This window comes from Syntrophaceae bacterium (assembly GCA_013177825.1).
In the GTDB taxonomy this organism is placed as follows: domain Bacteria; phylum Desulfobacterota; class Syntrophia; order Syntrophales; family PHBD01; genus PHBD01.
Genome location: JABLXX010000001.1, coordinates 1,065,297 through 1,090,822, shown reverse-complemented (window position 1 = coordinate 1,090,822; position 25,526 = coordinate 1,065,297). Strand labels below are relative to the sequence as shown.

Genomic DNA, 25,526 nt, shown 5'->3' with positions numbered 1-25,526 from the left:
TTCTTTATCCCTGTAACGCTGCCGAATCCGCCGGATCAACGGGAGGCTTGCGAACAGTTGACGGTCTGCAGCACCCCGACCACATCTATCCACACAGTCTCGAATGCAAAGGGAACCTTCATAAAATCAAAGGCGGGTGTGTCCGGCATTTTCTCTATCATGTTTCGAAGGCCGGCAACACTCAATAGTACATACGCGGCAGGAATCCGAAACCATATCGGTTAAAAAAACGTGGATAAATAGAGAATAGGAGCATCACCGGAAATCGGCGTCCTCACGATGCGGATCCTTCGCCCGGCCGGACCGGCGTCTGCCGCCTCTCACCGGGTTGCCGCAGCTCCCCGCGAACGGCCAGCCCGATCTGCTCCATGACATAGGGCTTGCGGATGTAAGCGCCGGCACCCAGTGCCTGGGCTTCCCGCACTCGCTCCGTCAGGGCGTATCCGCTGACGATGATCGCTTTCTGGCGGGGATAGATCTTGACGATCTCCCGGTAGGTTTCCAGGCCGTCCCATCCCGGATCCATGATCATGTCCAGCACCACGAGGTCGGCCGGATTCGCTTTGAGGTGCAGAACCGCCTCTTCACCGCTGGCCACGGCATGAACCGTATAGCCAAGGCCGTCGAGCATGGAAACGGCAAGATTGCGCTGGCCTTCGACGTCATCGACCACCAGGATGCGTTCCCCCCGACCCTCGTATTCTTTCCGGGAAACGGCTTCCTGCTGTTCCGGCAGAGATTCCCGGCACAGGGGGAAGTACAGTGCAAAGGTCGTCCCCAAACCCTCCTCGCTCTGCACATGGATATACCCGTCATGATCCTTGACGGTGCCCCATACGACGGCCAGCCCCAGGCCGGTGCCGCTTCTGCCCATGACTTTCTTCGTGTAGAAGGGCTCGAAAATCCGCTCCAGGTTATCCTGTGAAATTCCGATCCCCGAATCGGCCACCGTGAGGACCGCATACTCGCCCTCTTTCGTGCTCTCGTAACCGGGAAGGGGCGTGTCAAGATAGACGTTCTCCGTCCGGATCGTCACCCGCCCGTCCCCCGGTATGGACTCGACGGCATTCAGAAGCAGGTTCATCACGGTCTTGGTCAGGTGGATCCTGGAGCCCCTGATGTTCAGAAGCCCCTGGTCCAGGTGGACGTCGAACCGGACGCCCGCGTTATAAGACCGGATATTCTCCTGCTCCGGAGACTTCATGAAATCGGTTATGACGTGATTGATATTCAGCACTTCCGAGACCGTCACCCCTCTCCTCGCCAGGGTCAGGAGGTCCTGGATGATGGCCGCCGCCCGCTGTCCACCCTGCAGGATCTGCGCTGCGTAAGCCTTGAGCGGGCTGTTCTCCGGGCTCTTGATGAGAAGCAGTTCCGAATACCCGACCAGGACGCCGATGACGTTGTTGAGATCGTGGGCCACTCCGCCGGCCAGCGTTCCCAGCGCCTCCATCTTTTCGGCGCGCTGCAGGCGGTCCTGCAGGGCCATGCGCACCTCTTCCGCCTCCAGCTGGAGGGTGATGTCACGATGGCTGCTGACATAGTTGATGATGCGCCCCGTCCCGTCCCGGACCGGAGACAGGGTGGCTTCAATGGGGACGATGGATCCGTCCTTTCGTTTGTTGAACGCCCTCCCCGTCCATATCTCTCCCCGGGCCATGGTCTCCCGGATGTTCCTGTAGAAGTCCCTGTCGTGCATGCCGCTCTTCAGAAGCCGTGTATGCCAGCCGAGCAGTTCTCCCGGTTTGTAGCCGAGCATCCTGTCAAAGGCAGGATTCGTATAGAGGATGATCCAGTTGGGATCCGCCAGATAGATCCCTTCCGCCGACTGCTCGATGGCCGTTGCCAGCCGAAGATGTTCTTCCTCCGCGAGCTTGCGGTGCTGCAGCTCCGCCGTGAGGCGCCGGTTCGCCTTCTCCAGGGCGTCGGTCCGCAGCCGGACCAGCCTCTCCAGATTATGGCGATGCTCCTCCAGTTCCTCGTCCCGCATTTGGATCTGTGACAGCATCTCGTTCAGGTTCCCGGCGAGAAATCCGATTTCGTCACGGGAATCGGACTCCACGCGCAAGCGAAAATCCTTCCTGCTCGCAACACGTTGCATGACATCCGTGATCTCCAGGATCGGCCGGGCGATCAGATTGCCGAGCCGGGTCGCCAGACCGAAGCCGATGGCCATCGCAATGAGCATTGCAATCAAGCTCATGACAATGTAGCCGACCAGCCGGCTAAAAAACGGGCCCAGACTCGACCGGATCAGGATCGATCCCACCGGCTCGCCGTCCACGACAACGGGCTCGACGATCTGGACAAATCCTCCGAGCCAGTCAAAGGTTTCCTTTGGTTCTCCCGGCAGATCAAACGATGCCTTCGACACATCTCTGTTGTATGTGACGAAAATCTTTCCCTGCCTGTCGTAAACGGCCACGGACAGAATGTTCCTGTCCAGCCCGAGGGCGGCGATCGCCTCCTCCGCATCCTTGTGAACATCGAATACCAGGGCGGCCTTGATGCTGTAACCGGCCATATCGGCCTGCGCCGTAAGATGCTCGAGGAACGTTGTCCGGAACGTGACAATCTCTCGGACCAGCAGAAAAAGGGACATGATGCCGACGGCGACGGCCATTGTGATGAGGCCGATGGAGACCAGCTTCCTCCGGATGGGCATCGATTTGAATCGTTCGAAAGGCATGGTGTATATCCCTCTTTGCAAGGAGCCGCTACTCCTGGACCACCCGTCCCAGCCTCAGAACCTGGGAACTGACCGTCAATCCCGCGCGTCGGACCGCATCCACATTGATTTCAAAACGAAGCTTCCGTTCATGAAGGAAAAAGTTGATCATGACGCCCCGTTCCGCAAACCCGGCCGAGTCCCCGACGACCAGGGTATGCATCGGAAGGGCGGAACGCACGACCCTTTCGACCCTATCCGACTCGGACCGGGAAACGAACAGGACATCGCAGCGCTTCAGCGCCTGGAGGCTGCGTCCCTTGCGGATGACGATGAGGCGCCTGCCGATCATCTTGTCCTTCAGGACCTCCATGGAGGCACCGAAAGGATCATCGCCGAAAATCCCGATGACCAGGTGGGAACCGCACTGGATTTCATCGGGCCAGTTGACGAACTTCAGAAGATTATACAGGAATGCCGCCTTGAGATCATATTCGCGGACGGGCTTGTCTTCGGAAAGAGCTGTGGCCGGAAACCCCAGGACGATCCCTGCGATCAGCATGAAGACGATGAGCCTGGATGAGCGATTTCCGGACATGGCCATTCCCGTTCAGAAGCGATACGTCAGTTTGAACCTGAATTCACGTCCGTCCCGGGTGATCGTATTCTGCACGTGCTCCTGGGAGGCCGGGTCTTCGTATCGCTTGTCGAAGACGTTATACACGCTGACCGACCCCTCCAGGCCCGGGATCCAACCCCTGCCCAGAAGGGTGACGTTCGTCAGGAAGTAAGGGGCCGCGTCGGTCCCGCCGATCGTCCGGCGGCTGTCCACGTATTGTTCTTCCAGCGACAGCGTCAGCCGCTCGTCGAGGAATGGAATCAGTACTCGCATCTTGGCCAGGTGTCTCGGGGATGCGACCGGGACCGTTCCATCCAGTTTGTTTTCGGACTCCTGGTAGGTGTAGGCGATGCGCCCCCGGATTCCGCTGCTCCAGCGCTTTTCAAACTCCAGGCCGATCCCCGCCGTCTCCATTTTGTCCACGTTCCGAAAAACCAGCAGACCGTCCGACGGATCCGTCTGGAGCACAATCAGGTTCCGGATGGTGTTCCGGAACAGCGAGCCCGTCATCTTGATATCCCTGGGGAAATACTGTTCCAGGACGAACTCATAGGAGGCGATCTTCTCCGGTTGGAGATCAGGATTGGCCTTCGATGCCACATTGCCGTCGCTGTAATACAGCTCATAGACGCTCGGCGCCCGGAAAGACTCGCCGTACAGGAGTTTGAGGTGTGTCGTTTCCCGAAGGGCGTAAATCAGCGCCAGCCGCGGATTCACCGTGTCGCCGAAGGTGCCGTAATGATCGTAACGGACACCCAGATTTAGAATCAGTTCCGGAAGGAGCGTGACTTCACCCTGCAGGTACGCCGCCCACTGGTACGTTGACCGCTGGTCGTTGAGGTACTCGATCCTTGGATTCTCGTCCCAGTTCAACTGATCCTGCCGGAAATAATCCGTGTATTCCACACCTGCGACCAGCCGGTGACGATCGAAGAGCACTTTGGTGGCTTTCAGTTCCCCACCCCAGGACTGGCCGATCGCCTGGTCCCTGTTCAGGAGGTACGGAAACACATAATCCCCGTCATAACGATAATGGTCATAATAAAGACGGGCCAGGACACCGAGCCCGTTGTCGAAGGTCCGGTCGAAACGAAGATCGGCATACCCCCTGTCGTCGATGGATTTCGTCCCCGCCTGGTTGAAAACCGTTCCCCAGGCCGCTGTCGGGATGTCCTTTTCCCTGCTCAAGAACGCCCCCTGTAGATTCAAGAATCCATTCGACAGGTTCAGAAAAGCGTTTCCATATGCCTCCCCGTCTCCGCCCTGCACGGTTCCATACGAGGTTTCCGGACTGTTGAACTCGGGATAGAACAGCTCCCGGTTCCCTTTGCTGCGATACTTCGTCGCCGAGAACAGGACTTCCGTGTTCCGGTCCTCGAAACGCCCGCCATAGGTAAGCCTGCCCTTGAAGGTGTACTGCGATCCCGTTTCGCCGGACAGCTCCACGCCGCCCACCCGCCCGCCCTTTTTCGTCAGGACATGGATGACCCCGAGAAAAGCGTTTGTTCCGTACAGGGATGAACTGGCACCGCGGATGACCTCCACCCGATCGATCAGGTCCACATCCAGGGGAAAATCCGATCCGATCGCCGCCTGCTCGTAGATGCTGTCGTTGAGGCGGTGGCCGTCGATCATCAGCAGAAACCGGCTGTTGTAGTCCCCCGGGCGGGAGAAACCCCTGCTGCCTATATAGCTGTAATTCCGATCATTGCTTATGTAGAAATCCCGGACGCCGGAAAGGATGTCCGCCAGGGTGCGGTAGCCGTAATGCCGGATGTCGTCCGCCGTGATGATGGAGACGGACGCCGGAGCCCGGGTGACTTTCTGTTCGAACCGCGACGCCCCGTACACCGTATCCACTTCGATGTTCATGAGTTCGGTAAGGCTCCTGGCCGTCAAATCGATGTTTGCACTGTCAATCTGTTGGCCTGCCCGGGCAGGAATCGTGCAGAGGACCATGAATAGAAGCATAAGGACGCAACCAATCGGATTAACATTGCAATTCGGCGTTTTACCGTCACTTGATTGTTTCTCCATACAGTGCGGCCTCCCTCTCTTTTCCGACGACTTGTCTCTATGGTTTCAATGGCTCTGATGGATTCAACGCAAAAATGATACCATCCGGGAAGAACGACTCCTCCGGAACAATGGTATGGGACGCTGTCCCGGGCGGACGGCCCGGTCAGCAAATGACTAATGAAGGCATTCCGACCCGACCTGTGATACAGAATGCGGCGTTGCCGGCTCTCCAAACCGCAGTCCCGACCGTAAAGTTCGAAACGCCCAGCTCGAATCATGATTGAAATGACTTCGCCTCCCATTGTCAAAAGTCCTGTTTCCCTCCCCCGGAGGGCGAGATGAAACGGCCGGACACCCGAACGAAGAAAATTGTCATCTGCGCCGCCCTCGTCCTGCTTGTGCTGGCCGTGTTCTGGCCCTTGCAGCGTTATGATTTCGTCAACTACGACGACAATCTCTACGTTCAGGACAACGACTGCCTCACGGAAGGCCTCACCGCAAAATCTCTGAAGTGGATGCTTACGGCGACGGACGGAGGAATGTGGCATCCCGTGACATGGCTTTCCCTGTTCGTCGATTACAGCCTGTACGGCCCTTCTCCGGGCGGCTTTCACCGCACGAACATGTTGATCCACGCCCTGGCGACGGCACTGCTGTTTCTCGTGCTCTCGGCCATGACGGGTTCCCTTCGGAAAAGCGCCTTGGCGGCCGCCCTGTTCGGGATCCACCCCCTCCACGTTGAGTCCGTCGCCTGGATCGCCGAGCGAAAGGACGTCCTGTGCGGATTGTTCTGGATGCTGACGATGGGGTCCTATCTCTGGTACGCGAGAAAGCCCGGCATTGGCCGCTACCTCGCGGTCTGCAGCCTCTTTCTCCTGGGCCTGGCCTCGAAAGCGATGATCGTGACGCTGCCTTTCCTCCTGGTCCTGCTCGATTTCTACCCGCTTCACAGGGTCATCGGCAAAGACTTGCCCCCTGTGGAATCGTCTCCGTGGAAAAGAGCCGCCTTTTCCGTTCTCGTCCTGGAGAAGCTGCCCCTGATCCTGCTTGCCGCAGCGGCAAGCGCGGCGGCCGTGTACAGCCAGGGAAAGGCCGGCGCCCTGGTTCCTGTCGATACGTATGGATTTGATGCCAGGCTGGCCAATGCAATCGTCTCGTACGGCAGCTACCTTGTCAAAACTCTCTGGCCAACGGACCTCTCTGTCTTTTATCCGCTTCCGGCTGCCTGGCCCGTGCTTGAAATCCTGTCCTATGGTTTTCTCCTTGTCGCCATCAGTCTTGGCGTCCTGATCGGAAGGCGGCGTTATCCATACCTGGCCCTGGGCTGGCTCTGGTACCTGGGCACCCTTGTTCCGGTCATCGGACTGGTGCATATCGGCTCCCAGGCCATGGCGGACCGCTATACCTATATCCCCCTGATCGGCATCTTCATCATTCTTGCCTGGGGAGGCGCGGATCTCGCGGCGGCACTGCGTCTCCGGCGGCCGCTTCGGATGTTCCTTTCTGCAGCCCTGATCCTGGCTCCGGCACTTCTGTCGGCTCGCCAGGTGGAGGCCTGGCAAAATGACCGGGCCCTGTTTTCGCAAGCCCTACGGGCTGTACCGGACAACTGGCTTGCCTATAACAGCCTGGGTACGTCCCTGAGGGAACGAGGCGACCATGAAGCATCCATCGCAGCCATCCGGAAGGCTCTGGCCATCAGGCCGCACTACGCCGCAGGCTACAACAACCTCGGGAACACGCTGATGGCGACGGGCGCTTATGAGGAGGCGGGAGCACAGTACCGGAAGGCCCTGGAGATCCATCCGGACCTGGCCTCGGCCCACAGCAATCTCGCCAACAGCCTCATCGCCGGGGGAAAAAAGGAAGATGCACTGCGCCACTACCGGATCGCCCTGCGGATCGATCCCTCCTTCGTCGACGCCCATTACAATCTGGGGATCGCCCTCGTGAAACTGGGACGGATCGACGAGGGGCTCCCGCATCTGGAGCGGTCCGTATCCATGCGACCGAACAATTCCGATGCGTGGAACAACCTGGGCGTTGCCCAGGCGATGAAAGGGAAAAAGCCGGAAGCGATGGCTTCGTTCAGGCGGGTGCTTCAACTGAATCCGAACCATCGGGAAGCAAGGAAGAACTTGCTTGCCATGGAAGCGGAAACGGTGCACAGCCGGTAAGACAGACCCTGAAATGCAGGAAAGGCGCAGTTCCCTGCGCCTTTCCCGGACAAACGATCTTCTTGAATCCAGCCGTCTATTCGGCCTTCTTTTTCCGCAAGGCCCTGGCGGCCGCCAGCTTTTCCGGAAGCCCCCTGTCGATGGCCATCTGGCGCCTTGCTGCGGCATACTTCGGGGCCACCAGATCCACATCCTTGGGAATCTTGAACCTTCTCTTGTACTGGCCGGGTTTCAGCCCATGTTCGGCCGAGAGATGCTTTTTCAGGGTCTTCATGCCTCTCTTGCCGCAGATCATGCAGCCCACCTCGTCCGGCTGAAACGCCTCTTCAAACGACAACACCGGTCCTTCGGGAACAAGCGGTTTCACGGGTTCCGCCGGTTTTTCCTGCTTTGCCGGCTTCTCCGCCATAACTTTGGTCCTCGGTCGTCCTCTCTTTGCTTTTACTCCCGCTGTCGGCTTTGCTTCGGCACCCCCGGCCGGAACGCCTTTTTCCAGCGCTTCGAGGGTTGAATAGACTTCCTTTATTGTTTCCAGAAGCTCTTCTTTTGTCAAAGCCGCACTGGATGCATGGGAAATAACAATTTCCGCTGTTAGTTCGACGAGTGGATTGGCCATCTTGATTGAATCCTCCTTCTTTGGAATAGGATTTTTTTGTTTTATCTTACATGCTTTACACGGACTGTCAATATTCCTTTTTACGCAATTTCTTATAAATGAATATTCAGTATGCGTACGTTATTATTTTTCTTCCTATATTCATGATTTATTTGATGTCTCCTTTTATGGTTTCCGGTGATTCCATTATTATTGTCAGTGAACGGATCCAGGTTTTTCCAATGTATCGGCAACCGGAAACGGACATGTCATTCACGGAAGAGCATGGATCTTGATAGTGGACGGTGGAATTATTTGTTGGACAAAACGATATTTTCTTGGCAGCTTTTTCAACATCGGGAACTTGGGATCATGATTCGGGGATACAGAATAAATTGCGACATATTATTCTCTTTCACATCTGATTGAACCGTCACGAACGGGATGAAGAACAAATCAGGAGACACCCGATGACCGACATTCCCTTTCTTGGCCTGATTCACAATGCAGCTCTCCTGCTGGCGGTCGCTTTTATCTTCGATGTGAGCGCGACCCGCTGGACCAAGGGCCGGACATCGCTCCATCAGCTGCCCGTCGGCTTTGTCATCGGAGTGATCGGCATCACCGTCATGCTGACGTCGTGGACGTTCATGCCGGGCATTATTTTCGATACGCGCTCCGTACTCCTGGGCATATCGGGTCTTTTCTTCGGTCTCATCCCCACCGTGATTGCCATGGCGATGACCGCACTGTTTCGCATTCATCAGGGGGGACCGGGCGTCCTGACGGGTGTCAGCGTGATCGTCACGACCGGAACGATCGGGATTGCATGGCGGCACCTGCGTCGAGGCTCTCTGGACGGGATGTCGTGGCGCGAGATTTACCTGTTCGGCCTTGTTATCCACCTGGCCATGCTGTCCCTGATGCTGACGCTTCCCTGGGAGTCCGCCCTGCGGGCGCTTTCCAATCTCACTCTGCCCGTTCTTGCCGTCTTCCCGCTGGGGACGACGTTCCTGGGTGTTCTGATGGTCAACCGGCTGAAACGGGAACAGGCGGAGGACATGCTTCGGAAAAACGAAGAGAAGTACCGATTCCTCTTCGAAAACGCCGTGGAGGGCATCCTGATCGCCCAGGACGAGAAGGTTCAGTTCGTCAATCCATCGCTTGTCAACGCCCTCGGATATCCGGAGGAGGTCATCAAAAACAGGCCTTTCGTTTCGTTCATCCATCCCGAAGACCGCCGGAAGGTCCTGGATCGTCATCTCCGGAGACTCGGAGGCGAAGAGGTCGAAACGGGATACGATTTCCGGGCCATTACGGCGTCCGGAGCCGAACTGTGGCTGGAAATCCATTCGAAGGCCATCCCCTGGGAGGGCGTCCCCGCCTCCCTCAATTTTCTCATCGATGTCACCGAACGCAAACGGACGGAGCAGATCCTTCGCCGGCAGCAGGACCGGCTGGATCTGGCCCAGTCCGCAGGGAAGGTCGGCGTTTTCGACTGGGACATGGTGAGCGGGAAAGAAATCTGGACGTCGCAGCTGGAGATTCTCTACGGAATGGAACCGGAGCAGCGTGAGCATCGCGGCTATGAATGGCTCCCGCTGATTCACCCGGAGGATCGGGAGGAAGCCGAGTCCGTTGTAAAGCGAAGCATCCGAGAGGGCCGAAAGGAGATGGAGGCGGACTACCGGATCGTCCATAAAAACGGCGACGTCCGGTGGATGTCGATCCGGGCGACCATCACCTATGACGCATCCGGCCATCCCGTCCGCATGGTGGGCACCTGCGTGGACATCACCGAGCGAAAGCAACTGGAGATGGAACGGGAGGCGGCAACGGACAGGCTGAGGAGGGGCCTGGCGGCAACGGTTCAGGCCATTTCCATCGCCGTGGAAGCCCGGGATCCTTACACGGCGGGCCACCAGAAAAGGACAGCCGATCTGGCCCGGGCGATTGCGACGGAGATGGGCCTTCCGGCGGACCAGATCGATTTCATCCGCATAGCGGCCACCATTCACGACATTGGGAAGATCTCCGTCCCGGCGGAGATCCTCAGCAAGCCGACCAAGCTCTCCGCCATCGAGTTCAGGCTGATCCAGATCCACCCGGAGACTGGGCATGAAATCCTCAAGGATATCGACTTTCCCTGGCCGGTGGCGGAAGTGATCCTCCAGCACCATGAGCGGATGGACGGGTCGGGATACCCGCATGGCATAACCGGGGAAAGCATCCTGATCGAGGCCCGGATCCTTGCCGTCGCCGATGTCGTCGAATCGATGGCCTCCCACCGGCCATACCGGCCGGCGCTGGGAATCGAAGTCGCCATGGAGGAGATTTCAGGAAACCAAGGGCTTCGTTACGATCCGGACGTGGTCTCCGCCTGTGTCAGGCTGTTTCGCGAAAAGGGATACAGCCTGGACTGATCCCCACATCCGCTGCAATTACGGAAGATGCCCGGAAGCATGGAAACGGACCGGCCCCGGAATCGCCAGGAATCGCGAAAGGAGACCGATCGCCTGATCTCCGGGAACCAACAGCGAGAACAGAACCTATGAAAACGTTCCAATCCATGCAGAAACCGACCCATACGGCCGTCCGGCTTGTCCTGTTCCTGTTCTGCCTCCTGCTTCTTTCCTGTTCGACCGTTCCGGAGAAGGCCGATCTTCTGCGACCCACACCGGCGGACTGCCTGCCCTTTTTCCACGACCGGGATGGCTGGTACGGCGGGGACGGCGCGTATTCAATCGGCCTGAATGACGGGCGCGTCCTGTGGCTTTTTGGGGACACCTTCGTTTCGGACGAGGAAGGCAGACAGGATCGTACGGACATGAAGGTGGTCCTGGGAACCACGCTGGCCGTTTCAACCTGCAGCGCCGATTCCGGGTTTCAAATCCGTCATTACTTGAAGAGGAAAAACGGAGAATTCGTATCGTCCTTCGAGGAAAAGGAATGGCTGTGGCCGCAGGATCCCTTCCTGGTCGACCATGTGCTTTATATCCCGCTCCTGTCCATAAAGGCAAATCCGGAAATGCCGGGCCCCTTCAAGTTCGAGATCGCAGGACACAAACTCGCCCGGATCATGAGCTTCGAGGAGGCCAATCCGAACCGGTGGAACGTCGAGTATCTGGACCTGACTCCCGGAATCCCGAAGGAGATTCTCGCGTTTGCGACCACGGCAGTGGCTTTTCGGAATTATGTCTATTTCTACCCGCTGTATGGCGCAACGAGGAATGGCAAAAGCGTTCTTGGTAACATCCTGGCCCGCATCCCCGTCGGAAAACTGGACGATCCGGCCCGGGCCATCGAATACCTGACCCGGAGCGGACGATGGGAAAGAGATCCGGACCCCGCGAACGTCAGGGTCGTCCTCGATGCCGCCGTCTCCGAACTGAGCATACGCTATCATCCGGGGATCGGCAAATGGATCGCCGTTTACCTTTCCGTCCGGAACAACGGCGACCGGATGCTGTACCAGACAGCGGACGCGCCGGAAGGCCCCTGGTCCGAACCGAAGCCTCTGATCGCGTCGATTCCCGAAGTCGACCGGAACAGCTCCCGATACGACAGGAACAACTTCTGCTATGCCGGCAAGGAGCATCCGGAATTCGCCGGGAACGGAACCCTTGTCGTCACGTATGTATGCAATTCACATGAGGATCTCGAGAAGAGGACAAGCTTCATCCGCAGGAACCTTTTTCTCTATCGGCCCGTCGTAAACAGGGTTCGAATCTCCGATGAAGGAATGCAAATGAAGTGAGGGAAGCAAGTCGCCACTCACTGTCTTGAGAGACGCACAATGGAGTGGTTGCAGGGGGCCGTACCCGTTGGAAGCATTCCTCACCACTCGTACCGGATTCCTGCCGTCCCGCTGTGCTCCGTGCTGTCTCCCGACAGAGTGGCATCGTAGGACAGGGCAAGATCGAAGCTCTTCCCGATCTCCCAGCTCAGCCCGAAACCGATGACCGCGCTGTCCTGCTGCACCCTGTCGCCCCTGACACTGAAGGTGGAAACGGGATCATCCGTAAAGGAGGCATCGAGCGTATAGTCGCCGTCAACAAACTCATGGAGCCACCGGACCCGGATCTCCGGGGTGATGGAACCGTTCTCCATCCTGAATTCCTTCTTCAGCCCGACTCCCAGGGAACCGATCAGCGACGACATCCGGTCGCTGTCCGCAGCGAGACCGAGCGCCCCGGCGTCCGTCTCCGTGAAGGCATTGCGCCAGAGCGATCCCGCCTGCAAAGAGGCCGTCGGGATGACGCTGACCGTGCCGATCCGGAAGCGGTAACCCGCCTCGCCATAGCCGCTCAGGCTGTGACCGCCATAGCCGGCATGGGCGGTCCTGGCGATGGTTCCGAAGATGATGTTGCGGGTCGTGTCGTAGCGGTTGAAGCCGTAGGCGACAAGACCGTGAACATACCAGGGATCCACATCGTATGCTCCGTAAAGTGACCCCTGATAGCCTGCCACCCTGATGTCGTCGTTCAGGTTCTTCATGTTCACCTTCGTATAGGAGTAGCCAGCGGATGCACCCAGAAGCAGCTTCTCGCTCACCTTCCCGTCGAAGCCGACGACCAGCCCCCCGCCGCGGTAGTCATACCTCGTCGAAATGTCATCCCCCCGGCGTTCTCCCAGGTTGCCGTATCCCTTTGCCCAGAGTCCCCAGGGTGAAAAATCCCCGCTGTTTGTGTTTCCACTGTTAGCACTTTTGATGGCGGCCAGGAGGGTGTTTCCCGCATCGCTTCCCGCATCCTCCCGGAAGGCCAGAAGTACGTTTCCCGAACCGGCAAGCGACGATCCTCCCGCGCCGAAGCCTTCCATGCGCCCGGCGAGGGCGCTGACATACCGGTTGAAAGAGAAGAATGTCGCCTCTGCAAGAGATATGTGCGAAAGGCCGCCCGTATGGTTGTAGGCGCTTCTCGCCCCTGCGGCGGATAGACCCAGGAGGTTGTTGTATACCGTGACCATATCGCCGGCAGCGGCTGGAGTGCCGCGATCGAGGGCCGAGGCAACGGCATACTGATTGGGGGTGAGGGCCACATCGGCGAAGCGGGTGGAGTTCCTGGTCAAGAGCAGGTAAACGTTCGCGGCGTCGTAACTCAGCGACGGGGTGAGAAAAGCCAGGTTGCTCGTGACGCTGTCAAACGTACCCACGACGCTCCCGGCGGAGAGGATCGTGTAGGTCGTATTCATGAAATACTGCCCCGAGCCGGCCAGAACGGATACCGTCCCGCCGTTCAGGGTGGCTGTCCCGGTGACGACGAGCCGGTCCGACTCGCCGGCCGCGTTGACCTCTACGGCATAGACGGCACCGGCGTTGTGGGTGTAGTCGCCGGCGATCGTCAGGGTTCCGATGGAGTTCCCCGGGGCGAGGGTGCCGGAATTCACGGTGTTGCCGGTGATCGTGCCGTTGCCCATGAGGGTGCCCGATGCGCCGATAGCGAGATCGCCCGTTATGCTGCCTTCCACGGCGAGAGCGCCGTGGTCCACGAAGGTGCCTCCTGCATAGGTGTTGATGCCGGTGAGAACGAGGATGCCGTCGCCTTCCTTGACGAGGGAGCCCGTGCCGCTCATGTTCCCGGCGTACGTGCCCGTCGATTCCTGGTCGAAGGTTACCTGGCTGTTGTTGGTGATATCGCCCTGAAGGCTTGCCGTATCGCCCTGCAGAATGCCCCCGTTGACGGTCGTGCCGCCGGTGTAGGTGTTGGTGCCGGTGAGGATGAGCTTGCCGCCGTCTTCCTTGGTGAGGGAGCCCGTACCCGAAATATCCCCGCATATGGTCAGGTCGCTGCCGTTCGTGTCGATGGTGCCGCCGCCGCTGTTCAACGCAACGGACCGGTTCATCGTAAAGCCGCTCGTCACCTCGAGGGTGCCCCCGCCGAAGGTGAGCGCCCCCGATGCATCGCCGAGATTTTCGTCTCTGCTCACGCTGACGGTCCCGCCGTTGATGCTCGTACCGCCGGTGTAGGTGTTCGTGCCGGTGAGGATGAGCTTGCCGCCGTCTTCTTTGGTGAGGGAGCCCGTACCCGAAATATCCCCGTTTATGGTCAGGTCGTTGCCGTTCGTGTCGATGGTGCCGCCGCCACTGCCCAGCATGACGGACCGGCCCGTCGAAAAGCTGCCGGTCGCCTTGAGGGTGCCGCCGTCAAAGGCGAGCCCTCCCGTTGCATCCCCGAGATTGTCGTCTCTGCCCACGCTGACCGTCCCGCCGTTGACGTTCGTTCCGCCGGTGTAGGTATTCGTGCCGGACAGGGTCAGTTCGCCCGGGCCCGTCTTGGTGAGCGAGCCCGTACCGGAGAGAACGCCGTTCACGGTGCCGGCCTGCATGTCAAAGCCGGATGCGGCACAGACCGTTGCGTCCGACGAAAGCGTCCCGCCGGTCATCTGATAGGTCGTGACATTCATGGTTCCGTTCTGCACCGTTCCGCCGGACTGCCTGAGTTCCGCCTGCGTCTGGGTGGTCGTTCCCAGATCGAGGGTGCCTCCCGACACCGTTGTACTCCCCGTCGCATCGCCCAGGGTGCCGGCTCCCGAGAGGGCGAGCGTTCCCGTGCTCACGGTCGTGCCCCCGGTATAGGTGTTGGCGCTGGTGAGCGTGAGGGTGCCGTCGCCGCTTTTATGAAGGGAGCCCGTGCCGGAGGCGACCCCGGACAGGGTCAGGCTGTTGCCGTTCGTGTCAAACGTGCCGCCGCTGCTGTCCAGCGCGACGGACCGGTTCGTCGTAAAACTGTTTGTCACCTTGAGGGTACCGCCGCCGAAGGTAAGCGCTCCTGAAGCGTCGCCGAGATTGCCGTCGCTGCCCACGCTGATTGTTCCATCATTGATGTTCGTGCCCCCGGTGTAGGTGTTGTCGCCGGATAGCGTCAGCGTGCCCGTGCCCGTCTTCGTGAGGGAGTCCGTACCGGAGAGAACGGCGGTGACATTGAGCGTTCCGTCCACATTGGCCGCGGTCAGCCCGATGGGCCCCGTGCCCCCGATGGTGCCCGTGTAGCCGTCGGCAACGGCTGCGGTTCCGATGTTCGTACCGCCGCTGCCGTTGTTGTTGAAGACGCCGCCATCCAGGTTGAGGATGGTAAAGGAAAGGCCGCCGCTCCCCGTGTGGTTCAGGGTACCGCTCACGTTGCCCGTTGAGACGGTGGTCGGGGTTGAACCGGTGACAATGCCCGTCTTGCCCGTATTCACGACCAGGGTCGTGATGGACATGGACGTGCCGGAATTGTCGATGGTGCCCCCGTCGTTGACGATGGTTCCCGAGCCGCCGAAAACGCCGAGGTTGGTCAGCGTTCCGGAATTGTTTATTGTGCCGAGGTTGGTCAGCGTCCCGGTTGCATCGTTGGTCAGCGTGGCGCCGGAGTTGTTGTTCAGCGTCCCGTGCAGCTTGTTCGTCAAATCGCCCGAGTTGACCAGTGCACCGGAGTTGGTCGCCGTGCCTGTGTTGACGAACTCGCCGGAGTTGTTCAGTGTACCGCCCGTACGGTTGATCAGCGTACCGCCTGATTCATTGAACAGCCTGCTTCCCGACCGGTTGTGCAGCGTGGCGCCGGTATCGCTGCGCAGCGTGCCGTAGTTGCGAAGCAGGGCATCCGGCTCATTGCGAAACGTGCCGTAGTTGTCCAGTGTGCTGTAGACGTTAATGATCCCTTGATTTGTATAAGGATCATCGTCCGCGTAACTGTCGTCATAAATGTTCATGATAATATCGGAGTAATTCGTGTCCGGCACGAGCTTCGTAGCGGCTTGCGCCGTCATGACCGTACCGGCCAGCACGATGAGAACGGCGCAAAGGATCTGCACCCCCGGCCGGCTCCCCGGTCTCAGGGAAAAGACGTTTCGGCCCACGCGCTCCCGCAGATGAATAACACTCATGATTCTACCCCCGGTTTATCGGACTGTCGCAAAACGAGCTTTTCAGCACACCGCTAGACAGAATCTTCCGTCGCGGCAGACATTGCAGGTTCGCACCGTCTTCGCGATCTTTCTTCTTTGTCTTGAAAATTTGAATGAGAACTCGGCCGGACCTGTCGCTGGAAGCTGTAACATCACGGGTCACGATCGGCCTTGGCTGTACATCGGGCAGAGACCGCGCGGCAAAACAACCGCCGCCAGGGGAAAGCGGCTTGCCGGCGGCCTGCGGGCGGCATCAGTGTAAAAAAAAAAGGAAGCGGATGTCAACGCATGGATGAAAAGAATTTCGAGAGCAACTCGAGTGACGCCGCTGGCATCCACGATCAGACGGTGAATCCATGACCTGGGGGACCGGCCGGAAGGATGAACCGTCTTTTCGCTGATCGGGAAGGCCGAAAAGGAGACGCCCGGCAGCAGGATGATGACACGGCAAATCAAAGGGGCTTAAACGATCCGCTTAAGCCCCTGATTCGATTGGTAGCAGGGATGAATTCGAACCACCGGGGAGGCTATATGTCCGGCCTCCCTTTTTGTTCGTCTCCCGATTCAAGTCTTTGCCTTCAGCCACCCCCAACCAGGCTGAATGCCCCCCAGAAGAAAGGATGGGACGTTGCGGGATCGTCCATCATCCGCAACTTGCTTTCCGTCAGAGCCTCCGGCCAGTTCATCCCCTGCTCTCGACGTCTTGCCATCTCCTTCATGAGATCGACCGTGGGCCGGGAAGCTATCGACCAGTGTGTTGCGAGCACATTTCGCGCACCCGCATAGAAAAAGGCCCTGACCAACCCGGAAAGGCTCTCCCCGCCCAGTCGTCCGTCCGCTCCTGCCGTATTGCAGGCTGAAAGGATCACCAGTGTAGCATGGAGGCGCATCGTGGCGATCTCGCTCGCACGGAGCAAACCGTCGTCATGAAGGTCGCCGGCGGGGCCAGGCGCCAAAGCAAGTGAGGGCTCGTTCTCGCAGTAGAGGTCGTCCGGCAGCAGCCCATGGGTGGCGAAGGCAACAATTCCCCACGTCTCCGGGTTCGCCTTGCGGAGTCCCGATTTGGTCGCCTTCTCGTCCAGAAGCACCACAGCCTTCCCATGACCAAGGGATGAAGACATGACCCGCACCTCGTCATCAGACTCGGGGAGTGGTGCCAGCCGCGCGACCTGGGCGCGGACGTCCAACTTTTCTGCGCAGGAAGTTCCGTGAAACTCCTTGCTTGCAGAAACAAGATGAATTCCCCTGCTCATTGCACCGGTATTGCTTGCCCTGCCTGAAAGCGCCGGGCCGGATTGGCCTGCGTCAAATCTCGGATTGCCAATGCCAAGAAACCCGGAAGCGGACGACGGCGGCTTGCCCATGCCGCGCAAGTTCACGAAAGCCCGCACGTCCGGGACGACCAGGATACTGAACCGACGGGCCAGCCAGGGGATCTTTCCGTCCGTACCCGGTTCACCGGACACCAGGACGTCAGGCGGGAGGCTGAGCAGCGGTCCTGCCGGAATGACAACCAAACGGCGAACCGGTCCCGGGGAATCCAGGAGAGATCCCACGAGGTCACGGTAGAGCGCATGCGCCAACGCCGTGTCGAAGGGACGCATGTGGCCGGCCTCCACGGTTAACCCGCTGCGCAACGCGGTTACTTTCTGCCGGAGTTGCTCTCGCGACAGATTGACGGTGTGGATTTTCAGACTGTTCCGGTGCAGCAGGAAGGTGTACCCCTTGTCGCCGACGTGAGACATGTACAGGAGAGCCTCGTCAGGCTGCAGGATCTCGTCAATCGATCGAGCATCGACAGGCCTTCGGGAAACGAGTTGAGCATATTTGGGAAAGCGGTCCTGCAGCTTCGGCTCCTGTTCGTCGATTTTTTCCTGCAACTTGTGGATTTTGCTCTCAATGGATTGCTCTCTTTTTGGGGAGCGATTTTTTGCCGCTTTTCTGGACTCCACCATCAACTGCGCCCGGAGGTTTGTCTGCTGTTCCGCCAGGTCCTGCTGCTCACGCGTGAAGGCCGCAAGCTCCGGATCCTCGGCGCTGATTCGAGCGGTCAGATGCTGGATCGCAGTACTGACGACAGGGAAATCGAACAGTTGGACCGCCGAAAACGCCTCGCTCAGAACGCCTTGAGCTTGATCGGGATCATTGCCGGCTCGGGTGATGAGCAGATCGACATACGGACTGAGGCAAGGACCGTAGAAACATGCGAATGGTTCACGCGCCGCGACGGAGGCAAAGGCACGGTATGCACCCAGGGCCCTGTCCGGGTCGTCCTTCGCCCGTGCAAGGCCGGCCTCCAAAACCTTCGCATTTGCCCACCAGATCGTCCGGCCGAACATCCGTTCCGCGGAGGGAAGAGCATCTTTCAGGTGGGATTCCGCCTCATCGAAATTCTTTTGTGCCGTCAGGATTCTCGCAAGTTGCATGCGGACCCGATTGGTCCACCCACTGTCAGGGCCCTGGGCTTTGATGTAGCGCGAGAGTGAATTACGTGCCGCCTTTTCGGCCGCTTTGTAATCTTTGGTTGCATACTGGGCGATGGACAGGCTGAAGTACACTTCGGCCAGCCAGCCCGACGAGCCCGGCCAGGCATCCGGCAAGGCGGCAATCGCATCCTGATTGAACGTGATGGCCGCTGTATAGTTTCTGCGCCATTGCGCGTCGAACGCAAAGTGGTTGTATAATTGGGAGGTCAGGACGGGATTATGGGACTTCCGCACGAGTGGCTCGGCCCTTTTCGTGAACGCCAGGGCGTCGTCCAGACGGCGCTGGTTCCGAATGGGATGGGACATGTTCAGCAGCGTCATGGCGAGCGCGGGGCTGTCCAGCCCGAAGAGGCGTTCCTGGGCCGCCAGGACCCGAAGCCATGTCAACTCTGCTGTTCGGTAGAACCGAGCTTCATGCTGATAGTGGGCCAGCCTGCTCAACTCGAAGATACTCCCGATCTCCCGGATCGACGGCAGCTCGGAATCCTTCCCGATGAGCTCTTCCAACGCCCTCAGGCTGATCATTTTCCTTCCCTGCGTTGCGGAAGTCTCCGGGGCATTCTTTCCAGTGGCGGTCAGCAGGGCACGCTCGATCAAAGGTGCGTTGTTGGGCAGAAAATTCGCGACATAGGTGCCGGATTCGGACTTCGCCACCAGCATGATCTGGCGCCAGCCGAGCCTATGCCGGCAAAGGCGAGCCGCCACCTTGAGATCACTGACATTGGCTTCGGCCTTTGGCGGCTCACAGTCTCCAGCCGCAAGGATGACCTGGGCCCAGCCGCTTTCCTCCAGCCACCATGCGCTCAGCCGCGAATCGGAGCGCAATACGATCATCTGCCCGCTCTGTTGCGACCACCCCTCGCAAAAAAGTGCATATCGCTCCGCGTCGCCTCCCCAGTCTGCCGGCTGGATGCGCCGCAGCTTGCAGTCATCGTTTGTCAGATTCCTGCCGACTGCAATTTCCGCTCCGATTTCGGATGGCAGGCCCTGCGCGTCAGCGGACGGGGAAGAACCAGGACAAGTAATCAGAATGGCGAGGAGCAAGGCGACTGGTGTGCACATCTTCATGGCTTTTCCCTCCCCCTGGGAGTAACAAAACCTGGCAGGCAGTCATATTTGGAATCTTCCTTTATTCCGGCATAATCTTTCCGCTATCGAATGAGCAGAAATCCGATGCCGAGCATGATATCAAAACTTTTTCCAAGGGCATGTTTCAATCTCGGAATGAACCTGTTTTCAAATCTTGTACAGCAATCGGTGTTGGAGTTCTGTCGCGGTCTCAACCCGGATGCTTGCCATGCTCGGAGACATCGCCGGAGACATCATCGGGTCCGTCTGCGCATACAGGCCGATCAAGATCACCGGGATCCCGCTATTCTCACCGGGCTGCCGGTTCATGGATGACACCATCCTGACTGTCGCCCTGACCAACGCCGTCCATCATGCACAATCTGGACTACGCCGCCAGCATTCGGGGTCATCCCTGCCGATTCCGGAGCAGGGGTTGGGGAGACCTGTCACCCAGTGAAACGGCTTTGTCACTCACACTCGATAACTTCAAATCCGTCGCAGCCCCTTATCCCACAGGTTTTGTCGTCTCCGATCACGTAGGTAGGGGTCATGTACCCGATATCGTAGGCGATCTTCCATGTCCTGGCCTCCCTGAATCCATTGAGTTGGCAGAAGCGGTCGGCAGCGGGTTTTTGGCACAATCGGCTCCAGTGCAGACAGATGTCGACGCGATACCCGCGGTACAGGGGTTTATTGAAGATCCTGGAGGACGCCGGCTGCTTCACCGGCTCCTGGGAAGGCCGGGAGGTCGTTACGCCTAGCTTGATCAAGTCGGCGATGGTTGCCGTCTTTGCAATGTCTCCGCGTGCTGATCCAACCACCTTGGCGCTCTTTGTATCAATGGCCTTGCAAGAAACGCGGATGCTGTCGCCGAAGGGTGTAATGGTCCCGGTAATGATGACGTCAGCGCCTGCCAGTTTACCGATTTTCCTGATTGCATTCGGATCCATCAGACCCGACATTGAAAGCTTCTGCTCTTCAAGGAGCCGCTTGATGTGATTACGGTCAAGAACGTCGAATTTGGGAGACTGAGAAGTTATGTTGCCGGACATTTCCTCGGCAATGAATCTTCCGAGTTCGTTTACCTGGCCCTGAAGGTCGGTAAAATCGACCACCGCGATCGATTTTTTCCCGGATTTGCTGATGCTGGAAACGATGATGGAAGACAGGTTGGCAATTTCCCGTTCATAGGAGGACGCAGAAGATGGGAGGGAAAGTGTGAGCGATATGATCAGGGAAAAAAGGACGCCCCAAAAGCTACATTTTCTCATGATCATTGATTTTTCTCCTGTCGGCAATGTTCGGGCATCATAAGAAAGAATGCCCGATTTGTCAAAGGATGCGATCGGGTGGGGAACATCGATGGAGCCTTCGGATTCTTGCCTGACAGGCAGCCTGGATGAGACCCGGCCGGGGTGCCGTCTTCAGGTGTACGGTCATTTTTTCAATGACGAGGCCTGCAACGATGAGCAGGCAGGCCTCCCGGAAAAACTTTCAACCAGTCCGTTGGAAATTTGTTGGGGAAAACCCCTCTGAATCGGGATAGGGGCGGTCAGGATTCCTGACCGTTCCCCTCCCACACCACCCGGCATGCGGGTCCGCACCGGGCGGTTCGAGTCGTTGAGGTCATGAGAGCCGGGGTACGCCGAGCTGGTCGAAGTAGGCGATCGGCATCACTCGATTCAGCGCCCGGCCACTGTTGCGCCACCAGCACCGGCTGTTCGCGGCGACCTTGTGGGCATCCGCTTCCGAAGCGCCCATCTTCCGTAATTCCCGGTACATCGTCGTGCCCCGGCGCCAGTGATTGAGCTGCAAGGCGCGCATGCCCCGGTTCTGACGCTCCAAGGCTGTTTGGTGCGTCGATTCGCCTTCTCTACATAACCTCAGGTCAAGCCTTCCAGTAGTCAATGCCCGCCGCACCGTTCTGACATATCGGGCAACGGCGTTCCCACACATCACCGCTATTTGCTCCGTAAACATAACCACAATGAAGGCATTCCAGACGGTAGACATTCGCATACTTGTCGTTACCTTCAACAAAAAGAGTTCCGTGACATTTTTGACAGTTATCATTCACATAGCCAATTTGTACCGTTTCTCCTTCACCAGAATGGAAGATTACATGCTCTTTGTTGCAGCCTGTTTGATTGTTTGCTCCCATATTTTTACCTTCCCTCCTTCAACCCAAATTCAAGAGAACATATTAATTAAGGATCTTGACTAACTGAACCAGTTCAAATCTGGTAAAAAGCTAGTTATGTCGATAACAAACAAGTACGCCAAGCGTTCGAGAATTTGTAAGGTACTTTGCTCTGGATCTGGATGCTCAGAAGATTGCTCATTTACCACCTTTTTGCACCCCTTTCATTCCAAGCATTTCCTCGGGATACTACCTGAGTCAGGGGAGCCGTAGGTGGGATCCGAATTACAATGGTGTGGAGTGATTCGAAGAAAGGCTGAGCAGGATCCTTCCCTTATCGATTAGTTGTTCCTCAAGTAAGCCATTGTGCTATTTCTTGCGATGCCGTACTAAGTATCAGCCCCATAGAGAGCCAAATAAATCCTACGGCGGAAATTCCTAGTCCACCCGTCTGAGAAAGTTCCAGTTGTCTCCTTGTGTTGATGTCTTCCTCTTCTCTGCGTAACCGTTCTTTGTGCAGCTCAGAAGTGATCCTGTTTGTCTCGTAATGCAATCGTCCCTGCACTTTGTTTAGTCTTTCATCCACACACTTAAGATTTCTTTCGATGGCTGCCACTCTCTTCTCTATTGCTACTTCGCGACTAAAAGACTCCCATATGTATCCACTACCCTCACAAGTGAATGCAGGTAGAGTGGCTTTTCCTTCTCCAGATATGGGGGAAGGTTTGTACCTCGGAAAGCGCTTGGCCCAATCGATAGCATGTTGAAACAGTGTTGGATACCCAAACAACTGTCTTGTTTCCCGAAGTCCCCATACGACGGTAGCAACGCCGCTAAGTTGCAGAAAGAGGCCCATGAGCCTTATCCTCGGTTCACTTACTTGACCGACAAATGCGAGATATAAGGACAAGCCCAAAACCAGAACACATAGCCATAATGGACGAGGCTCTAATACCCAATTGAGCAGATCTTTAATCCATCGAATCAAGTTCATCTCCAATTCTGCGCCCGGCCTGTCTGTTGATATCTCTTCCCAGTAAACGTGATTTTGACATCTTACTTATTTGTGGTGCCCAATAGGAAGGCAACCGGGAGTGGTCCGAAAGGGCAACTATCCGGTACAGCGCTTTGTTGGCTTCTCATAGAAGAATCTTGGCCGAGTTGTTTCATGTTTTACGCCGTTTGCCGGTTTCTTTACTCCTTGTCTCGATCTCATTCCGCCAAGCTTCCAGTGCCATGATATCAGCAAGTAATTCATCGGGATTAGGCACCGCTGTACCTCCCATGATCGCCTTGTCGTGTGCGTAGTTCGAGCACTTCGTCATCCCGGCATTCACTTGAGCATAATCATTGTCATCAACTACGACTTCTGCCAAGCGCTGTGTTTCAATTCCTTTACGGAAGCGGAGGACAACCTTGCGAAAGAGCACCTCTTCGACTGCTCGTTCCCAAGCCATACGCAGATGGAAGTAAGCTTCGACCGTCTGTCTGCGGTGCTCCTGCTCTTCGCCATCTTTATGCAACTTGGCGATGGACTGATGATGGGCCTTTAGTGCACCGATCCGCTTGCTCGTGTTCTTGCCCTCGAAGGGAAGATCGGGCTCGGCGATGCCGAAACCTTTGGCACGACGGATCAGGCTCTGCGTTGCGAACGGTACACCGGTAGCTTCCGCTTCCTCTACAAGGACACATAGAAAATAGATATCATGGGTGAAAACGATGACCTGACGCTGAATGGCCTCATTCACCAATCGCTTGGCCACACGCTCACGTATTCGATGATCCAGTGAGGATACCGGATCATCGAATACGACACCGCCCTTGCTGCCGCTTAGGCCAACTTCGGCGAGGAAGGAACCGATAGCAATAGCACTCTGTTCTCCCTCGCTCAGGATTTCAACGGGACTACAACTCTGCTGCAGATTTAGCTTGAGTTTGTGCAAAGCCTTGCCCTTTTCCACTCGGCTCTGCAACGAAACACTTAGCTTTCCGACGCCCAACGCCTTGAACTCGCGATTGAGCGCCTCGGCCAGCTTCACTGAGATGACCTTTTCGGCCAACTCCGATGCTTTCAAGGAAATGGCCGTGGTCTTGACCGCTAATAGGCATTGCGCCAGCTTAGCCTGGTGGTTGAGACAGGACACGGCGGTAACAACCGCATCCTTGACCTGTTTCAACCGAACTCGCGCATCCAGTTCAGCAAATTGCTTCATTAGCACGGTACGGGCTTTCTCGTCCGATGCCTTTTCCAAGGTTTCGGCTTCGGTATTCAATTTATCGGCGACTGCCTGAAGACGTACTGCTGGGCTGGCCAAGATTTTCTCTGTGCTGTCCCACTGATTTGATATTACGGCGGCTTTAATAGCGTCTTGGCGTTCGGTCAGCGCCTGCTCGAAAGTCCGTGTGTCCGCTGCAAGCAGTTTATCAATTACCTCTATTTCGCTGTAGGTCACATCATCGAGATTTAACGTCAGATTATTCGCTGCAAATGACTCGACTTCGGTGAATAGAGCAATGCGGCGCTCCTGAGAGGTTTTTTCCGCTTCCTGTTGGATGAATGTCTCGAAGCGAAGCAAACGCGCTGCGCCCTCTGCAAGAGGCTGCTGGCAAAGAGGGCAAGGTGCATCGGCGCCAAGATCGGGGAATGTTCTATCTGGGTGTGATTCGAGCGCAAACTTACGGGCAGCATCAAACAATTCGCGCCATGCCTCACCGCCAGTGCCTGGAAGCAGTTTCTCGCTTTCCTTGAACTTCTTGGCGGCGAGCTCGGCCGTAGCCTGCGCTGTGCGGTAGTTGTTAGCCAAATGTCGCAGTTTAGCAATCATTTCTGAATTTACCAGTGCACCTTTACTGGTTGCACTCGCTGAAATGGCGGCTATGCGACGAGCACGTAAGCGTAATTGGTTGGCTTTCTCTTTCGGATTATTTTCTTTCAGGCTCTTGTCCAGTTCGGTATGCTGAGTCAGTTCTCCTGGTGACAGTGTAGCCAATGTCTCAACCTGCTCTATTGTTGTCTTGGCGGACAAGGTTGAGATCAGTTTGCCAACCATTGTGTCACCTTGCAGCGGCGCGAATGCGGTCAAATCGACAGATGACTGTTCGTACTCCTTATCGACTCGGCTCTTCAATTGCCGGCAGATTGTTGCCAGTCCTTCGAAAACATCGAGCCCGTAAGGTACATAGGAGAAATCATCTTCGCTGTTGAGGTAGGAGCGGGCGCAGCGTGAATCAAAAATTGAGAGCTGTGATAATTCGGGGGGAGCCACCTTGCCAGCAGTCCAAAATGCATCTTTAGCAACACCATCGACGATAATTTCAAAGACAGCTTCGGCAGTAGTGGCTCCCCCAGCGGGTAAGTTTGCGTTTGGGTGAATCGCCTCCGCCTGATCGCGCGCACGGCAAGCGCGCTTCAGAACGCGCGAATACCCGGATTTTCCTGAACCGTTGTCACCATAAATGACCGTCAACCCGGAAGTGCCAAATGGAAGATATTGGTTCTCGGCAATTGCGTTTACGTGCCGCAAGTTTTTCATGGCACAGAGAACGACGTTCGTCGATGCCGCAACTGGCGCGGGGATCTGATCGGCTGCGAGTGGCTTTGGAGTACGCCCTTTCGGATCGGGAATGCCATGAGTTGCTTTGAGCAACGCGAACAAGTCATCTATATCGTCTGGTGTCACAACCTGCTGTGTAAGTAATCGAGCTAATGCGTCGCTTTGCCAAGCTGGTAGTCCTTTAGACCACTTCAGTATTTCTTGAAGTATCACTCGTCCTCCGTTTTGCCTGCATCAAATAGAATTCAAACCGACGAGACCACTGTTACAAGGATTTTTATGTATAACTAACGATGTCTCTGGGAGCCGG

The 25,526-nt window shown here is 57.2% G+C and carries 14 protein-coding genes; 4 read left to right on the top strand and 10 right to left on the bottom strand.

Annotated elements, in window-relative coordinates:
* Positions 1-274: 274 nt before the first annotated feature.
* Genes HPY65_04820 through HPY65_04810 form a run of 3 tightly spaced genes read right to left on the bottom strand, consistent with a single transcriptional unit; the run spans position 275 to position 5,159 of the window.
* Complete coding sequence (locus tag HPY65_04820) at positions 275-2,689, bottom strand: PAS domain S-box protein (GenBank protein NPU83791.1); 2,415 nt, start codon at positions 2,687-2,689, stop codon at positions 275-277.
* Between the two features lie 28 nt (positions 2,690-2,717).
* Positions 2,718-3,266: a YfiR family protein gene (locus HPY65_04815; GenBank protein NPU83790.1), complete on the bottom strand. Its 549-nt coding sequence runs from the start codon at positions 3,264-3,266 to the stop codon at positions 2,718-2,720.
* 12 nt (positions 3,267-3,278) lie between these two features.
* Entirely contained in the window at positions 3,279-5,159 is a 1,881-nt protein-coding gene (locus HPY65_04810) for a TonB-dependent receptor (GenBank protein NPU83789.1), read from the bottom strand.
* 485 nt (positions 5,160-5,644) lie between these two features.
* Between HPY65_04810 and HPY65_04805 the strand changes: the two genes are divergently transcribed.
* The gene (locus tag HPY65_04805; protein NPU83788.1) at positions 5,645-7,483 is read left to right on the top strand and encodes a tetratricopeptide repeat protein; all 1,839 of its coding nucleotides are present in this window, start codon (positions 5,645-5,647) and stop codon (positions 7,481-7,483) included.
* A 76-nt stretch (positions 7,484-7,559) separates the two neighbouring features.
* Here HPY65_04805 and HPY65_04800 read toward each other — a convergent pair whose 3' ends face one another.
* Positions 7,560-8,099, bottom strand: a complete 540-nt coding sequence (locus HPY65_04800) for a MucR family transcriptional regulator (GenBank protein ID NPU83787.1) — start codon at positions 8,097-8,099, stop codon at positions 7,560-7,562.
* Positions 8,100-8,548: 449 nt separating this feature from the next.
* On the opposite strand from HPY65_04800, the gene HPY65_04795 reads away from it, so the two are divergent.
* Both HPY65_04795 and HPY65_04790 read left to right on the top strand, forming a co-directional pair.
* Positions 8,549-10,501: a PAS domain S-box protein gene (locus HPY65_04795; GenBank protein NPU83786.1), complete on the top strand. Its 1,953-nt coding sequence runs from the start codon at positions 8,549-8,551 to the stop codon at positions 10,499-10,501.
* Positions 10,502-10,629: 128 nt separating this feature from the next.
* Entirely contained in the window at positions 10,630-11,835 is a 1,206-nt protein-coding gene (locus HPY65_04790; protein NPU83785.1) for a DUF4185 domain-containing protein, read from the top strand.
* A gap of 80 nt (positions 11,836-11,915) precedes the next feature.
* Here the strand turns inward: HPY65_04790 and HPY65_04785 are convergent, their stop codons facing one another.
* Together HPY65_04785 and HPY65_04780 are read right to left on the bottom strand one after the other, a co-directional pair.
* Positions 11,916-15,944 carry an autotransporter domain-containing protein gene (locus tag HPY65_04785; protein ID NPU83784.1) on the bottom strand — a complete coding sequence of 1,343 codons (4,029 nt, stop codon included), beginning with the start codon at positions 15,942-15,944 and terminating at the stop codon, positions 11,916-11,918.
* Between the two features lie 599 nt (positions 15,945-16,543).
* A complete protein-coding gene (locus tag HPY65_04780) occupies positions 16,544-19,519 on the bottom strand; it encodes a CHAT domain-containing protein (protein NPU83783.1) in 2,976 nt (991 codons plus the stop codon).
* A 229-nt stretch (positions 19,520-19,748) separates the two neighbouring features.
* Between HPY65_04780 and HPY65_04775 the strand changes: the two genes are divergently transcribed.
* Positions 19,749-19,979 (top strand): hypothetical protein, encoded by a 231-nt coding sequence (locus HPY65_04775; protein ID NPU83782.1) that lies wholly within the window; start codon positions 19,749-19,751, stop codon positions 19,977-19,979.
* Positions 19,980-19,989: 10 nt separating this feature from the next.
* On the opposite strand, the gene HPY65_04770 is transcribed toward HPY65_04775, so the two are convergent.
* From HPY65_04770 to HPY65_04755, 4 genes are all read right to left on the bottom strand, one after another.
* Positions 19,990-20,799 carry a hypothetical protein gene (locus HPY65_04770; GenBank protein NPU83781.1) on the bottom strand — a complete coding sequence of 270 codons (810 nt, stop codon included), beginning with the start codon at positions 20,797-20,799 and terminating at the stop codon, positions 19,990-19,992.
* Between the two features lie 611 nt (positions 20,800-21,410).
* Entirely contained in the window at positions 21,411-21,641 is a 231-nt protein-coding gene (locus HPY65_04765) for a hypothetical protein (GenBank protein ID NPU83780.1), read from the bottom strand.
* Positions 21,642-22,014: 373 nt separating this feature from the next.
* On the bottom strand, positions 22,015-22,656 hold the full coding sequence (locus HPY65_04760; GenBank protein NPU83779.1) for a hypothetical protein: 642 nt from the start codon (positions 22,654-22,656) through the stop codon (positions 22,015-22,017).
* A gap of 172 nt (positions 22,657-22,828) precedes the next feature.
* Positions 22,829-25,429: an AAA family ATPase gene (locus tag HPY65_04755; GenBank protein NPU83778.1), complete on the bottom strand. Its 2,601-nt coding sequence runs from the start codon at positions 25,427-25,429 to the stop codon at positions 22,829-22,831.
* Positions 25,430-25,526 lie beyond the last annotated feature (97 nt).